The following is a 14,747-nucleotide window of genomic DNA, read 5'->3' on the forward strand; positions in this document are numbered from 1 at the left end:
CTGTTAGTTACGCTGTTGAGAAATAAATTTCGCGAGCGTTTCTACCGAATAAAAGTGCTGACGCATATCTTCACTCTCAGCAGAGAGTACAACGCTATATCGGTTTTTGAGTGCTAATCCCAGTTCTAGCGCATCGATTGAATCTAAACCTAAACCGTCACCAAATAATGCAGCCTGTGAGTCAATATCATCCACCGACATACCTTCCAGATTTAGGGCATCAATAATTAGCTGTTTAATCTCACAACTTAGTAATTCCATTAACTCTTTCTCTTAGATTCAGGCATTAATGCGCAGGTTAAATGTTTAGTAAGTCGTCGTGCAGCAAGTGCTAACGATAAATCGCTATCTTGAATAAAGTCATTACTATTGATTTTATTTTGAACAATAATATTAAATTGAGGTTTTACCGGCGGTATATTATACCATTTTAGTTCTTTCGTCAGCATTGGTGGGTTGCAATCAATATATACTACGCGAATATCACACCCACTATGTAGCGCGATATTCGCCGCCCCTCGTTGCAAATTCAGGGCACAACCTGCGGTTGTTCTGGTCCCTTCAGGAAATATAAGGATACTTCCCCCTCGGCCTAAACGCGCTTTACAGTGTGCTAATAATTTATCTGATTCAGCATTAACTAAGTATCCTGCGGATTTAATCACACCGGAAACAAATATGTTATTTAACAATGCTTCTTTGACAATACAATCACATCTTGGCATGTGTGCTGCCAACAGCACATAATCTAATAAGCTAGGATGGTTAGCAACAATCAGACACCCCGAGTCCTCACAAAACAGCTCATTATTTTCTATTTGATAATCAAAAACACCCAGAAATTTAGCAATACGCAAAAACAGTTGAAAACTATAACGAATACTTTGCTGAGTGATCTGGTTACGCACTACTTCAGAGCGAACAATTAGGCGCAGAGAGGTAAACCATAGAATAGATAATAACAGCCCACCCAGGCCAAAAAGTGCAAAACAAAAACCGGTTGCAGCCACTCGCCATAACCGATTTAGCAAAGAAGAATGTTGGGGTGCAGTTTGTACTGCAAGAGAGCTGTCCATCACTGACTCCAGTGCCAATTATTATGCTGGCCTTGTATAACGAAAGAACCCTTTTTGCTCAACCAATTACGTAAAAAGCTAAGACCCTGAGGCAATTCAGAATTATTAACATCAATCTTAGAAATACGTTCACACTGTAAATCATCGCCGGTGGTTAACACTAATGCCAAGGCATAGGGCAACCCTATTGGAGAAGTCTGAGAATGATAAAAATCAGGCATTACTCCATCGAAATCGACCAATAACACACGCTCAGCGCCGCAAGCCAGCATCCCCATAGCTTCGACTATACCTTGTTGAAAACTATCTATGCCTGCGGCAAGAGACGTCACTGGCATGGTATTGCTCGCCATGATAGTTAACCAGCCGGAGGCAGTATTATGCACTGACATAGCAAAATCTGTTGGCGAAATATTCTGCTGCTGATGGAGGGATTGCAATATTTTATAAGTGCGCTCTAATTCCCCATGGCGACTGGTAAATATCGCCATATCAGCCGTGTCTTCCTCTAGTAACGAAAGCCCCGCTTCAACGGCTAGTCGGCTGCCTGTACTCATTCTTCTAGCGGACATCATAGGGATATGCGATGACTTGGGTAAATCCCCTTGCCATGTCGCCGGGAGTGCCTCCTCCTGTGCCCAGGCAAGCCAGTGCTCTTGCGACGCCATACCAGGAGCCAAAGCACGCCAGTTCAATACATTCAATGAATGAGCCACGATATCAGAACTTCCCAGACAGCAAAGCGAGATAATTTATTCTATTTTTAAGTAAAAAGCATTTAAAAACTTTATCTATTATCTTTTGGTTTGATTATCGGCCATTCGTATCGCATTTTTTAAAAAATTAAAAAGTAAAATATTTTATTTATCGGCATAGTCTCAACATTCTTTAAATAAAAACTTAATAAAAGTAATTATAATTTTAAAATAAAAAATGACGCAAAATAGCAATATAAATTTTACATTTCTTTAAAGTAAAACAAACATAAGAATATTTGTGTATTAGAATAAGTCAGAGTATTTTATCTCTGCTATTTAGCATTATTCCGTTACTCCTATCATGGGTTAACATGAAAATCATTAATTAATTGGATCATCATGAAACTATTAAAAGCACTCTTGGTCGGGTTGGTATCTATCACATTTATTGCTGGATGTGCAGGTACGACGCCTATCCAAAACGTTAACCAAACAATAATTGGTAGTCACACGACTTCAGAAGTACAAAAAGCGATTCTGGCTGGTGGGATAAACCGTGGTTGGGTAATGATACCTGGCGCTGAAGGCGTGATTAACGGGAAGTTAATAAATCGCGATCACACTGTTGAAATCCAAATTAATTACAATGCTAATAATTACCAAATCAAATATATTGGCAGTACTAACATGGATGCCAAAAATGGAAAAATACACTCAAAATATAATCGCTGGATCGCTAACTTGAATAAAGATATCCAGATTCAACTAAATCGTCTGTCAATATAAAAACATTACATAACAAATAGTTACCTTAACTTTATGCTCACCATTAAAGCTGAATAATGCTAAATGGTGAGCTATTACCTGAATTACGAGGACGTAAGCTTGCGCTACGGATATGATAAAGACCAAATTAGTGCTTTGGCGGCAATCACTGAAGCTCAGAAAATAGCTTTTGCCCCTATGCTATTTCAAGCTGCGCTTAACCTGAGAGAGTCAGGAATTTTAGCTGCATTAGATGAATCAGGTAAAGGTGGTATTACACTCGATGAGCTTCAGACTCATTGCACACTAAGCCGATATGCAATCAGCATCCTGCTAGACATGGGGCTTAGCGGTAATATCCTCTACCAGCAGGAAAACCGATTTTATCTGGGCAAGGTCGGTCACTACTTATTGCATGATCAAATGACCCGCGTAAATATGGACTTCACTCAGGACGTTTGTTATCAGGGTTTATTCAATCTAAAAGAAGCACTAGAGACAGGAAAGCCAGCTGGATTATCCGTATTTGGTGAATGGCCTACTATTTACCCTGCACTGAGCGAGTTGCCGACTGCCGCACGTGAAAGTTGGTTCGCCTTTGATCATTTTTATTCCGATAATGCCTTTCAGCTTGCGCTAAAAGCTATTTTTGATCTTGAACCAAAACATATATATGACATTGGTGCCAATACTGGTAAGTGGGCTTTACAGTGTGCGGCCTATGACCCTGATGTGAAAATAACATTGCTGGATTTGCCACAACAGTTAGTCTTAGCCAACGAGAACGTCAAAAGCAAAGGCTATAGCGACCGTATCAGTACATATCCTGTGGATCTGTTATTAGCCGATCGATTGCCAGCAGAAGCAGACGTTTGGTGGATGAGTCAGTTTCTAGACTGCTTTAGTGAAGAACGAATCGTCCATATTCTTAAGCTTATTCATCATGCAATGAAGCCCGATAGTTACGTATGCATCATGGAGATATTTTGGGATAGGCAACAATTTGAAGCTGGTGCATTCAGTTTGAATGCCTCATCTCTTTATTTTACATGTATGGCTAACGGTAATAGCCGTTTTTATCATTCAGATACTTTTTACCAGTGCTTATCTACTGCTGGATTCTACGTTGAGAAAGATATTGATGGTCTTGGTATTGGGCATACATTATTAATTTGCCGTAAAGAACCCGCATAACATTAAGCCCTCTGTCTGAGGGCTTACCCCATCAAGAATCGATATTTCCTTATTCCTATAGTGTATCCAGGCTGCTCTTAACCACACCATTCTATTCGGTTAAAAGTGTGGTAAATAACCCATTGAATTAAAATTATAAATAGCACAGAGAGCCAAATGGTGGAGTCGCAAACTGACAATAAGAGAGTTGTGGTTGGGTTTTTTCGCAGAGATATATCTAGCAGATCAACAATATATAAAAATTATAATGCAAAAAACCCTGAATCAGAGATCCAGGGTTTTGCAATAAGTGGCGGAACGGACGGGGCTCGAACCCGCGACCCCCTGCGTGACAGGCAGGTATTCTAACCAACTGAACTACCGCTCCACCGATTCTTTTACGTGTATCTTCCCGATACTTACCCTTGACAGGGCCAGCGCTCCGCGCTGTGCAAAACCGCTCCAAGCGATTTTGTCAGTTACCAGATGTCACTCTGATAACTCGTGTTTGATGCCTGGCAGTGTCCTACTCTCGCATGGGGAGACCCCACACTACCATCGGCGCTACGGCGTTTCACTTCTGAGTTCGGCATGGGATCAGGTGGGACCACCGCGCTAAGGCCGCCAGGCAAATTCTGTCTAAACTAAACCCGCTATGCAATACTACACACAGCCAGCCAGCCCAATCTCGGAACTTCGCTGAAAATATCAATCTCTCAACCAAAACACCTTTGGTGTTGTAAGGTTAAGCCTCACGGATCATTAGTACTGGTTAGCTCAATGCATCGCTGCACTTACACACCCAGCCTATCAACGTCATAGTCTTTAACGTTCCTTCAGGGGGCTTAAAGCCCCAGGGAAGACTCATCTCGAGGCAAGTTTCCCGCTTAGATGCTTTCAGCGGTTATCTCTTCCGAATTTAGCTACCGGGCAATGCCATTGGCATGACAACCCGAACACCAGTGATTCGTCCACTCCGGTCCTCTCGTACTAGGAGCAGCCCCTCTCAATCTTCCAACGCCCACGGCAGATAGGGACCGAACTGTCTCACGACGTTCTAAACCCAGCTCGCGTACCACTTTAAATGGCGAACAGCCATACCCTTGGGACCTACTTCAGCCCCAGGATGTGATGAGCCGACATCGAGGTGCCAAACACCGCCGTCGATATGAACTCTTGGGCGGTATCAGCCTGTTATCCCCGGAGTACCTTTTATCCGTTGAGCGATGGCCCTTCCATTCAGAACCACCGGATCACTAAGACCTACTTTCGTACCTGCTCGAGCCGTCACTCTCGCAGTCAAGCTAGCTTATGCCTTTGCACTAACCTCACGATGTCCGACCGTGATTAGCTAACCTTCGTGCTCCTCCGTTACTCTTTGGGAGGAGACCGCCCCAGTCAAACTACCCACCAGACACTGTCCTCACCCCAGATTATGGGGCCGAGTTAGAACATCAAACATTAAAGGGTGGTATTTCAAGGTTGGCTCCATGCAGACTGGCGTCCACACTTCGATGCCTCCCACCTATCCTACACATCAAGGCTCAATGTTCAGTGTCAAGCTATAGTAAAGGTTCACGGGGTCTTTCCGTCTTGCCGCGGGTACACTGCATCTTCACAGCGAGTTCAATTTCACTGAGTCTCGGGTGGAGACAGCCTGGCCATCATTACGCCATTCGTGCAGGTCGGAACTTACCCGACAAGGAATTTCGCTACCTTAGGACCGTTATAGTTACGGCCGCCGTTTACTGGGGCTTCGATCAAGAGCTTCGCCTTGCGGCTGACCCCATCAATTAACCTTCCAGCACCGGGCAGGCGTCACACCGTATACGTCCACTTTCGTGTTTGCACAGTGCTGTGTTTTTATTAAACAGTTGCAGCCAGCTGGTATCTGCGACTGGCTTCGGCGCCGGGAGCAAGTCCCATTACCTAATGCCAGCGTGCCTTCTCCCGAAGTTACGGCACCATTTTGCCTAGTTCCTTCACCCGAGTTCTCTCAAGCGCCTGAGTATTCTCTACCTGACCACCTGTGTCGGTTTGGGGTACGATTTAATGTTACCTGATGCTTAGAGGCTTTTCCTGGAAGCTTGGCATCAACTACTTCACCACCGTAGTGGCTCGTCATCACACCTCAGCGTTGATAAGCAACCGGATTTACCAAGTCGCTCCGCCTACATGCTTAAACCGGGACAACCGTCGCCCGGCTAGCCTAGCCTTCTCCGTCCCCCCTTCGCAGTAACACCAAGTACAGGAATATTAACCTGTTTCCCATCGACTACGCTTTTCAGCCTCGCCTTAGGGGTCGACTCACCCTGCCCCGATTAACGTTGGACAGGAACCCTTGGTCTTCCGGCGTGCGGGTTTTTCACCCGCATTATCGTTACTTATGTCAGCATTCGCACTTCTGATACCTCCAGCAACCCTCACAGGTCACCTTCAACGGCTTACAGAACGCTCCCCTACCCAACAACACCTAAGTGTCGCTGCCGCAGCTTCGGTGCATGGTTTAGCCCCGTTACATCTTCCGCGCAGGCCGACTCGACCAGTGAGCTATTACGCTTTCTTTAAATGATGGCTGCTTCTAAGCCAACATCCTGGCTGTCTGTGCCTTCCCACATCGTTTCCCACTTAACCATGACTTTGGGACCTTAGCTGGCGGTCTGGGTTGTTTCCCTCTTCACGACGGACGTTAGCACCCGCCGTGTGTCTCCCGTGATAACATTCTTCGGTATTCGGAGTTTGCATCGGTTTGGTAAGTCGGGATGACCCCCTAGCCGAAACAGTGCTCTACCCCCGAAGATGAGTTCACGAGGCGCTACCTAAATAGCTTTCGGGGAGAACCAGCTATCTCCCGGTTTGATTGGCCTTTCACCCCCAGCCACAAGTCATCCGCTAATTTTTCAACATTAGTCGGTTCGGTCCTCCAGTTAGTGTTACCCAACCTTCAACCTGCCCATGGCTAGATCACCGGGTTTCGGGTCTATACCTTGCAACTAGACGCCCAGTTAAGACTCGGTTTCCCTACGGCTCCCCTATTCGGTTAACCTTGCTACAAAATATAAGTCGCTGACCCATTATACAAAAGGTACGCAGTCACACCACGAAGGTGCTCCCACTGCTTGTACGTACACGGTTTCAGGTTCTATTTCACTCCCCTCGCCGGGGTTCTTTTCGCCTTTCCCTCACGGTACTGGTTCACTATCGGTCAGTCAGGAGTATTTAGCCTTGGAGGATGGTCCCCCCATATTCAGACAGGATGTCACGTGTCCCGCCCTACTCATCGAGTTCACAGCAAGTGTGTTTTGGTGTACGGGACTATCACCCTGTACCGTGCGACTTTCCAGACGCTTCCACTAACACACAAACTGATTCAGACTCTGGGCTCTTCCCCGTTCGCTCGCCGCTACTGGGGGAATCTCGGTTGATTTCTTTTCCTCGGGGTACTTAGATGTTTCAGTTCCCCCGGTTCGCCTTGCATGGCTATGTATTCACCATGCAATAGTGCAACGAATTGCACTGGGTTTCCCCATTCGGGTATCGTCGGTTGTAACGCTTCATATCAGCTTACCGACGCTTTTCGCAGATTAGCACGCCCTTCATCGCCTCTGACTGCCTAGGCATCCACCGTGTACGCTTAGTCGCTTAACCTCACAACCCAAAGGTGTTTCTTATGTTCAAGTCGGTTGCGCGTCGTGAATACAGCGTTGTGCGGTACTCGGAATGCTCATGAACGTTAAGTTCACTCCGCTTCCTCCGTGCCGTACGCCTTGCCTTCACTTAGCTCACGCGACTCTCTTCATCAGAATACACATTGGCATTGCGATTATTTGAGAGACTCTATTACAGGTTACTCTTTATCTCAGTACATCTACGGAGAGATAAATTTCAGCTGTAATGTTTCAATTTTCAGCTTGTTCCAGATTGTTAAAGAGCAATATCTTAAACACGACTCGTTAAAGTCATCTTTAAGATATTCAGTTGATAATGTCTTTCACACATTATCGGAGTGGCGTCCCCAAGGGGATTCGAACCCCTGTTACAGCCGTGAAAGGGCAGTGTCCTAGGCCTCTAGACGATGGGGACACAAAAATTTCTACTGAATCACTGATTCAGTATTTTTGTGTAAAGGTGAGAATGTGGTGACACATTCGAACGACTGATGCAGTAAAAACTCGATACCGAGGTCTTATTGCACAATCATCACCCTCATCAACAGGTGCTCTTGCTCATTTACATTCATCAGACAATCTGTGTGGACACTACGCAATGCGTATCGTTTAGGTAAGGAGGTGATCCAACCGCAGGTTCCCCTACGGTTACCTTGTTACGACTTCACCCCAGTCATGAATCACAAAGTGGTAAGCGCCCTCCCGAAGGTTAAGCTACCTACTTCTTTTGCAACCCACTCCCATGGTGTGACGGGCGGTGTGTACAAGGCCCGGGAACGTATTCACCGTAGCATTCTGATCTACGATTACTAGCGATTCCGACTTCATGGAGTCGAGTTGCAGACTCCAATCCGGACTACGACAGACTTTATGTGGTCCGCTTGCTCTCGCGAGTTCGCTTCACTTTGTATCTGCCATTGTAGCACGTGTGTAGCCCTACTCGTAAGGGCCATGATGACTTGACGTCATCCCCACCTTCCTCCGGTTTATCACCGGCAGTCTCCCTTGAGTTCCCACCATTACGTGCTGGCAACAAAGGATAAGGGTTGCGCTCGTTGCGGGACTTAACCCAACATTTCACAACACGAGCTGACGACAGCCATGCAGCACCTGTCTCACAGTTCCCGAAGGCACCGAAGCATCTCTGCTAAGTTCTGTGGATGTCAAGAGTAGGTAAGGTTCTTCGCGTTGCATCGAATTAAACCACATGCTCCACCGCTTGTGCGGGCCCCCGTCAATTCATTTGAGTTTTAACCTTGCGGCCGTACTCCCCAGGCGGTCGACTTAACGCGTTAGCTCCGGAAGCCACGCCTCAAGGGCACAACCTCCAAGTCGACATCGTTTACAGCGTGGACTACCAGGGTATCTAATCCTGTTTGCTCCCCACGCTTTCGCACCTGAGCGTCAGTCTTTGTCCAGGGGGCCGCCTTCGCCACCGGTATTCCTCCAGATCTCTACGCATTTCACCGCTACACCTGGAATTCTACCCCCCTCTACAAGACTCTAGCTTGCCAGTTTCAAATGCAGTTCCCACGTTAAGCGCGGGGATTTCACATCTGACTTAACAAACCGCCTGCGTGCGCTTTACGCCCAGTAATTCCGATTAACGCTTGCACCCTCCGTATTACCGCGGCTGCTGGCACGGAGTTAGCCGGTGCTTCTTCTGCGAGTAACGTCAATCAACCGTGCTATTAACACGATTGCCTTCCTCCTCGCTGAAAGTGCTTTACAACCCGAAGGCCTTCTTCACACACGCGGCATGGCTGCATCAGGCTTGCGCCCATTGTGCAATATTCCCCACTGCTGCCTCCCGTAGGAGTCTGGACCGTGTCTCAGTTCCAGTGTGGCTGGTCATCCTCTCAGACCAGCTAGGGATCGTCGCCTAGGTGAGCCATTACCCCACCTACTAGCTAATCCCATCTGGGCACATCCGATGGCGTGAGGCCCGAAGGTCCCCCACTTTGCTCTTGCGAGGTCATGCGGTATTAGCTACCGTTTCCAGTAGTTATCCCCCTCCATCAGGCAGTTTCCCAGACATTACTCACCCGTCCGCCGCTCGCCGGCAAAGTAGTAAACTACTTCCCGCTGCCGCTCGACTTGCATGTGTTAGGCCTGCCGCCAGCGTTCAATCTGAGCCATGATCAAACTCTTCAATTTAAGATTTGTTTGATTTGCTACTAATAAAAGCAGCGATGCTCAAAGATTACTTTCTGCAAATAAGCATTCGAACCGAAGTTCAAATGTGTACTGCTTTGGTCACTCTTCAAGACTTTGATATTGCTTCTGCCTGTCGAAACAGGCTTCGATATCGTCTTGCGAGTGCCCACACAGATTGTCTGATAAATTGTTAAAGAGCGTTCGTTACCCGTTTGCCTTTCGGCGAATCTTACGGTAACGCGGGAGGCAGATAATACGCTTTCCCGCTACAGAGTCAACCACTTAATCAGTTAATTTTCTCTGCTCTTCCCGGCCACTCTGTGAAGTTGCTCACAGCGCCGTGTCGATGGATGCGCATTATAGGGAGCCGCCTCAGAATGGCAAGGGTTTATCTTAAAGTTTTTTCTAACTGCTGATTATTTGAACGCAAAGACTACTTATGACGCGTTTTTATCGCTTTTGGCAGGTCAGCCAGACTATTTAGCACCCAATCAGCTAGCACCTCTCCTTCTGCGCTAACAGGCTTGCCAGTGCGAACTAACACTTTAGTGCCGACATTAGCCGCTAATGCTGCCTGCATATCTTCAATTTTGTCACCAACCATATAAGAAGAAGCCATATCAATGTTCAATTCGCTTTGTGCTTGCAGTAACATGCCAGGCAGCGGTTTACGGCATTCACATGTTTCACTGAACTCCGCTACACTGCCATCGGGGTGATGCGGACAGAAGTAGATGCCGTCCAGGTCAACACCACGGTCAGCCAGAGACCAATCCATCCACTCGGTGAGACTTACAAATTGCTCTTCGGTAAACATACCGCGTGCAATACCTGATTGATTGGTTACCAATACCAAAGCGAAACCCATTTCTTTCAATTCACGACAAGCATCAATAACACCGTCTATAAACTGGAAGTTATCAATTTCGTGGACATAACCGTGATCAACATTAATTGTACCATCACGATCTAAAAATATTGCGGGGACGGGCTGAGTCACTTATCTGCTCCTGAGGGCTGTAAACCCCACTAGTATCGCATGTTTTATTACCGATTGAGAATGGAAGAGAATCGGTGTTGCCAGTTGACTTAGCCGTCTAGACGCCTTAACATCCAATCTATACTTTGGTTCCGCTGAAGTTTACTTTTTATCTAGCCACGGAAACGACGATAAAATAAGAATAATATGATTAAACTTTCTCACATCAGCAAAGTGTTCCAACAGGGTTCGCACACTATTACCGCGCTTACAGACGTGAGTCTACACGTCCCTGCTGGACAAATTTATGGCGTTATCGGTGCATCAGGTGCGGGTAAAAGTACACTGATTCGCTGTGCCAATATGTTAGAGCGCCCTACCAGCGGCAAGGTTCTGGTTGATGGGCAAGATCTGACAACCTTATCTGAAGGTGAACTGACGCGCGCGCGTCGTCAAATCGGCATGATTTTTCAGCATTTCAATTTACTGTCATCTCGCACGGTGTATGGCAATATTGCGTTGCCTCTAGAGCTGGATAACACGTCACGCGCAGATATAAAGAAGAGAGTTACCGAACTGTTGGATCTGGTCGGTTTAGCGGATAAGCAAGATGCTTACCCGGCTAACTTGTCGGGCGGTCAGAAGCAGCGTGTTGCTATCGCGCGTGCTTTAGCCAGTAATCCAAAAGTCTTGTTGTGCGATGAAGCCACCAGCGCATTAGACCCGGCAACCACTCGTTCGATTCTGGAGCTGCTTAAGGACATTAATCGTCGTCTGGGACTGACTATTTTGCTTATTACTCATGAAATGGATGTGGTGAAACGCATCTGTGATCAGGTTGCTGTAATAAGTGAAGGCAAATTGATTGAGAAAGACAGTGTCAGTGAAGTGTTCTCGCATCCGAAAACCCCGCTGGCGCAACAATTTATCCAATCAACACTCCATTTGGATATTCCAGAAGATTACGCCCAGCGTATGACGCAGGAACCAACTGCAGATCGCGTTCCACTGCTGAAATTGGAGTTCACCGGTCAGTCCGTTGACGCACCACTCATTTCACAAGCGGTGCGCCGTTTCAATATTGATATCGGGATTCTCAGTTCGCAGATGGATTATGCCGGTGGCGTTAAGTTTGGTGTCATGTTAGCAGAGCTGCATGGCGACGATCAGGATGGCCTCGCTGCCATCAAGTTTTTGCAAGATCATCATGTAAAAGTAGAGGTTCTGGGTTATGTCTGAGGCAATGATGTGGTTAATGGGCCGAGGCGTCTGGGAAACTCTGATGATGACTTTTGTGTCTGGTTTCTTTGGTTTTGTGCTAGGACTGCCGGTTGGGGTGCTGCTGTATGTCACCCGCCCAGGGCAAATTATCGCCAACAATAAGATTTACCGCACCCTGTCTGGAGTTGTGAATATTTTCCGTTCCATACCTTTTATTATCTTATTGGTGTGGATGATTCCATTCACTCGAATGATTGTCGGTACATCGATTGGGTTACAGGCGGCGATTGTGCCACTAACGGTCGGTGCAGCCCCCTTTATTGCTCGTATGGTGGAGAATGCCCTACTAGAGATTCCATCTGGTTTGGTTGAGGCTGCCCGTGCGATGGGAGCGACCCCAATGCAAATTATTAAAAAGGTGTTGTTGCCCGAAGCCCTACCCGGCTTGGTGAATGCCGCCACTATTACATTAATTACCCTGGTCGGTTATTCCGCGATGGGTGGTGCAGTCGGTGCCGGTGGCTTAGGCCAGATCGGTTATCAGTATGGTTACATTGGCTATAACGCCACGGTAATGAATACTGTATTAGTATTATTAGTAATTTTGGTTTACCTGATTCAGTTCAGTGGCGATCGGATCGTAAAAGCCGTTACCCACAAATAGTTCTTAACACATCAATTACCCAAAGGAATTGATGTTGCAGGTAGGCGGCAAGCGAACATATCCCGATAAGCTTATTCAAGTAAGTGATTCGGGTAAGTGAAAATTGCTAACAACCCTGCAGCGCCAAGTACCAAGGGTATAGCGACTGCCTCACACAGCGGCGCATCTTAACGAATGTCTATAGAGGAAGGGATATGTCTTTAAAATTCAAATCTATCGCGGCAGTCAGTGCACTGATTGGTACCTTGGCTCTGGTGGGTTGCGGCCCGGCAGAGAAAGATCCAAACCACATTAAAGTTGGTGTCATTGTGGGTGCCGAGCAACAAGTTGCTGAAGTTGCTCAAAAAGTGGCAAAAGACAAATATGGTCTGGATGTTGAACTGGTTACCTTTAACGACTATGTTTTGCCAAACGAAGCATTGAGCAAAGGTGATATTGACCTGAATGCCTTCCAGCATAAGCCTTATCTGGATCAGCAAATTAAAGATCGTGGCTACAAGTTAGTGTCTGTGGGTAACTCATTCGTTTATCCAATTGCTGGTTACTCTAAGAAAATCAAATCATTGGAAGAGTTACAACCGGGTTCTCAGGTCGCACTGCCAAATGACCCGACCAATCTGGGCCGTTCTCTGTTGCTACTGCAAAAAGTGGGGCTGATTAAACTGAAAGACGGTGTTGGTCTGCTGCCAACCGTGTTGGATGTGGTTGAGAATCCTAAAAACCTGAAACTGGTTGAACTGGAAGCCCCTCAGTTACCACGTTCTTTGGATGACCAACAAATCGCCTTGGCGATTATCAATACCACCTACGCCAGCCAGATTGGCTTAACACCGGCTAAAGATGGCTTGTTCGTGGAAGATAAAGAGTCACCTTACGTCAATCTGATCGTGGCTCGCGAAGATAACAAAGATGCGGAAAACGTGAAGAAATTCGTTCAGGCATATCAGTCTGATGAAGTTTACGATGCAGCAAACAAAGCATTCAACGGTGGTGCAGTGAAAGGCTGGTAAGTGTTAATTGGCTATTTTGCTGAATATGGCGTTAGCTAAAATCAGTGTTTGCTAAATATATTGCAAGACGGGCTATGGCCCGTCTTGTTATTTGCATCATAGATTGCTTCAATAGCGCCTCTTAAATAAAAAAGGCTGAGGAATTTCTATGCGTGCGTTACCTCTGTGTCTGTTAGCACTTTCGCTAACTGGATGCTCCATGCTTCAATCAAAGCCATCCACCACAGAAAGTCCGGTTAAGCAACCACCTCCGGTGACTAAACCCAGCCCAACGGCAGCCCCTCGTCCGGCACCGGTAAAACTTTATAAAAGTGCTGAAGAACTTGTTGGCAAGCCTTTCCGCGACTTAGGCGAAGTATCCGGTGAGTCTTGCCAATCTACCGTTCAGGACTCTCCAGCCAGTATCGCCACCGCCCGTAAGAGAATGCAGACCCGTGCTTCTTATATGAAAGCCAATGCGGTGCTGCTACACGGATGTGAAATACAAAGTGGCGTTCCTGGCTGCTATCAACAAGCGGTGTGCCAAGGTTCTGCACTGAACGTTTCATCAAAATGAGTGTATTTTCCTTCAATCAGATCGGGGTGATTCGCTCACCCTATAAAGAAAAGTTTGCGGTGCCAAGGCAGCCCGGTCTAATTGAAGATGGCGGTGGTGAGTTACAGTTAGTGGCTCCCTATAATCAGCCGGAAGCCGTGCGTGGGTTATCTGACTTCAGTCATGTATGGGTGATGTTCGTTTTCCATCAAACCATGGCGGGGGGTTGGCGTCCGACGGTTCGCCCGCCACGTTTAGGCGGTAATACACGGATGGGCGTATTTGCCACTCGCTCCACTTTCCGGCCAAATCCTATCGGCATGTCGTTGATTGAGCTGAAAGGGATACGTTGCCAGGGCGCAGAGGTGATTCTGGAGTTGGGGAGTCTGGATCTGGTTGATGGAACCCCGGTGATTGATATTAAACCCTATCTGCCTTTCGCAGAGAGCCAGCCACTGGCGCGCGCTGGTTTTGCGCAGACAGCCCCAGATGCAGATATGCCGGTGTGTTTCTCAGCCACCGCTGAGCAACAGTTAGTACAGCAGCAGACGCGTTATCCACATTTGCGGCGTTTTATCAGCCAGGTTTTGGCACAAGACCCCCGCCCAGCCTACCGTAAAGACGATAATGAAAGCCGCGAATACGCGGTTCTGTTGCTGGAATTTAATGTGCGTTGGCGGGTTATGGGCCAGCAAACAGAAGTGTTGTCGCTCGACCCACGCTAAATTTCAGCCAGCTCTCTTTTGACAACCCGTACTCGCTGGTAAACTAAACCACTTTTTACTTTTTGGACTGCCTCTA

General features: G+C 46.9%; 11 protein-coding genes, 2 tRNA genes and 3 rRNA genes. 7 read left to right on the forward strand and 9 right to left on the reverse strand.

Annotation, left to right across the window (positions count from 1 at the left end; translation table 11 throughout):
* Positions 1-3 precede the first annotated feature (3 nt).
* Genes Q2T71_RS16100 through Q2T71_RS16110 form a run of 3 tightly spaced genes read right to left on the reverse strand, consistent with a single transcriptional unit; the run spans position 4 to position 1,792 of the window.
* Entirely contained in the window at positions 4-261 is a 258-nt protein-coding gene (locus Q2T71_RS16100; RefSeq protein ID WP_083162977.1) for a phosphopantetheine-binding protein, read from the reverse strand.
* A complete protein-coding gene (locus tag Q2T71_RS16105) occupies positions 261-1,076 on the reverse strand; it encodes a lysophospholipid acyltransferase family protein (protein ID WP_193784791.1) in 816 nt (271 codons plus the stop codon). Before Q2T71_RS16105 ends, Q2T71_RS16100 begins: the two co-directional genes overlap by 1 nt.
* Positions 1,076-1,792, reverse strand: coding sequence for a beta-ketoacyl synthase chain length factor (locus tag Q2T71_RS16110; protein ID WP_372559748.1), 717 nt, complete (start codon positions 1,790-1,792; stop codon positions 1,076-1,078). Before Q2T71_RS16110 ends, Q2T71_RS16105 begins: the two co-directional genes overlap by 1 nt.
* 381 nt (positions 1,793-2,173) lie before the next feature.
* Between Q2T71_RS16110 and Q2T71_RS16115 the strand changes: the two genes are divergently transcribed.
* Complete coding sequence (locus Q2T71_RS16115; protein WP_372559749.1) at positions 2,174-2,560, forward strand: hypothetical protein; 387 nt, start codon at positions 2,174-2,176, stop codon at positions 2,558-2,560.
* 63 nt (positions 2,561-2,623) lie between these two features.
* Entirely contained in the window at positions 2,624-3,733 is a 1,110-nt protein-coding gene (locus tag Q2T71_RS16120) for a methyltransferase (RefSeq protein WP_372559750.1), read from the forward strand.
* Positions 3,734-4,023: 290 nt separating this feature from the next.
* On the opposite strand, the gene Q2T71_RS16125 is transcribed toward Q2T71_RS16120, so the two are convergent.
* The 6 genes from Q2T71_RS16125 to gmhB form a co-directional block, all read right to left on the reverse strand.
* Positions 4,024-4,100: transfer RNA gene (locus Q2T71_RS16125), tRNA-Asp, on the reverse strand.
* A 125-nt stretch (positions 4,101-4,225) separates the two neighbouring features.
* Positions 4,226-4,341 (reverse strand): 5S ribosomal RNA (gene rrf, locus Q2T71_RS16130).
* A 112-nt stretch (positions 4,342-4,453) separates the two neighbouring features.
* A 23S ribosomal RNA gene (locus tag Q2T71_RS16135) occupies positions 4,454-7,360 on the reverse strand.
* Between the two features lie 359 nt (positions 7,361-7,719).
* Positions 7,720-7,795, reverse strand: a tRNA-Glu gene (locus Q2T71_RS16140).
* Between the two features lie 199 nt (positions 7,796-7,994).
* A 16S ribosomal RNA gene (locus Q2T71_RS16145) occupies positions 7,995-9,537 on the reverse strand.
* Together the 16S, 23S and 5S rRNA genes with 2 tRNA genes alongside form the textbook arrangement of a ribosomal RNA operon.
* A 433-nt stretch (positions 9,538-9,970) precedes the next feature.
* The gene (gmhB, locus tag Q2T71_RS16150; protein ID WP_372559751.1) at positions 9,971-10,537 is read right to left on the reverse strand and encodes a D-glycero-beta-D-manno-heptose 1,7-bisphosphate 7-phosphatase; all 567 of its coding nucleotides are present in this window, start codon (positions 10,535-10,537) and stop codon (positions 9,971-9,973) included.
* Positions 10,538-10,723: 186 nt separating this feature from the next.
* On the opposite strand from gmhB, the gene metN reads away from it, so the two are divergent.
* The 5 genes from metN (at position 10,724) to tsaA (ending at position 14,671) form a co-directional block, all read left to right on the forward strand.
* Positions 10,724-11,755 (forward strand): methionine ABC transporter ATP-binding protein MetN, encoded by a 1,032-nt coding sequence (metN, locus tag Q2T71_RS16155; protein ID WP_372559752.1) that lies wholly within the window; start codon positions 10,724-10,726, stop codon positions 11,753-11,755.
* Positions 11,748-12,401, forward strand: a complete 654-nt coding sequence (locus Q2T71_RS16160; protein ID WP_050078607.1) for a methionine ABC transporter permease MetI — start codon at positions 11,748-11,750, stop codon at positions 12,399-12,401. Before metN ends, Q2T71_RS16160 begins: the two co-directional genes overlap by 8 nt.
* A 194-nt stretch (positions 12,402-12,595) precedes the next feature.
* Positions 12,596-13,411: a MetQ/NlpA family lipoprotein gene (locus Q2T71_RS16165; protein ID WP_042569242.1), complete on the forward strand. Its 816-nt coding sequence runs from the start codon at positions 12,596-12,598 to the stop codon at positions 13,409-13,411.
* A gap of 148 nt (positions 13,412-13,559) precedes the next feature.
* Entirely contained in the window at positions 13,560-13,967 is a 408-nt protein-coding gene (gene rcsF, locus Q2T71_RS16170) for an Rcs stress response system protein RcsF (RefSeq protein ID WP_083162966.1), read from the forward strand.
* A complete protein-coding gene (gene tsaA, locus Q2T71_RS16175; RefSeq protein WP_372559753.1) occupies positions 13,964-14,671 on the forward strand; it encodes a tRNA (N6-threonylcarbamoyladenosine(37)-N6)-methyltransferase TrmO in 708 nt (235 codons plus the stop codon). Before rcsF ends, tsaA begins: the two co-directional genes overlap by 4 nt.
* The last annotated feature ends 76 nt before the right edge of the window (positions 14,672-14,747 follow it).

Origin of the sequence: Yersinia sp. 1652 StPb PI, assembly GCF_041538345.1 — a bacterium.
GTDB lineage: Bacteria > Pseudomonadota > Gammaproteobacteria > Enterobacterales > Enterobacteriaceae > Yersinia > Yersinia enterocolitica_E.

What these genes read in the sequence shown, in the direction of transcription:
- Q2T71_RS16105 (WP_193784791.1), bottom strand. Translation starts at nt 1,076, where the DNA reads ATGGACAGCTCTCTTGCAGTACAAACTGCACCCCAACATTCTTCTTTG.
- Q2T71_RS16165 (WP_042569242.1), top strand. Translation starts at nt 12,596, where the DNA reads ATGTCTTTAAAATTCAAATCTATCGCGGCAGTCAGTGCACTGATTGGT.
- Q2T71_RS16115 (WP_372559749.1), top strand. Translation starts at nt 2,174, where the DNA reads ATGAAACTATTAAAAGCACTCTTGGTCGGGTTGGTATCTATCACATTT.
- tsaA (WP_372559753.1), top strand. Translation starts at nt 13,964, where the DNA reads ATGAGTGTATTTTCCTTCAATCAGATCGGGGTGATTCGCTCACCCTAT.
- Q2T71_RS16120 (WP_372559750.1), top strand. Translation starts at nt 2,624, where the DNA reads ATGGTGAGCTATTACCTGAATTACGAGGACGTAAGCTTGCGCTACGGA.
- metN (WP_372559752.1), top strand. Translation starts at nt 10,724, where the DNA reads ATGATTAAACTTTCTCACATCAGCAAAGTGTTCCAACAGGGTTCGCAC.
- Q2T71_RS16100 (WP_083162977.1), bottom strand. Translation starts at nt 261, where the DNA reads ATGGAATTACTAAGTTGTGAGATTAAACAGCTAATTATTGATGCCCTA.
- Q2T71_RS16160 (WP_050078607.1), top strand. Translation starts at nt 11,748, where the DNA reads ATGTCTGAGGCAATGATGTGGTTAATGGGCCGAGGCGTCTGGGAAACT.
- rcsF (WP_083162966.1), top strand. Translation starts at nt 13,560, where the DNA reads ATGCGTGCGTTACCTCTGTGTCTGTTAGCACTTTCGCTAACTGGATGC.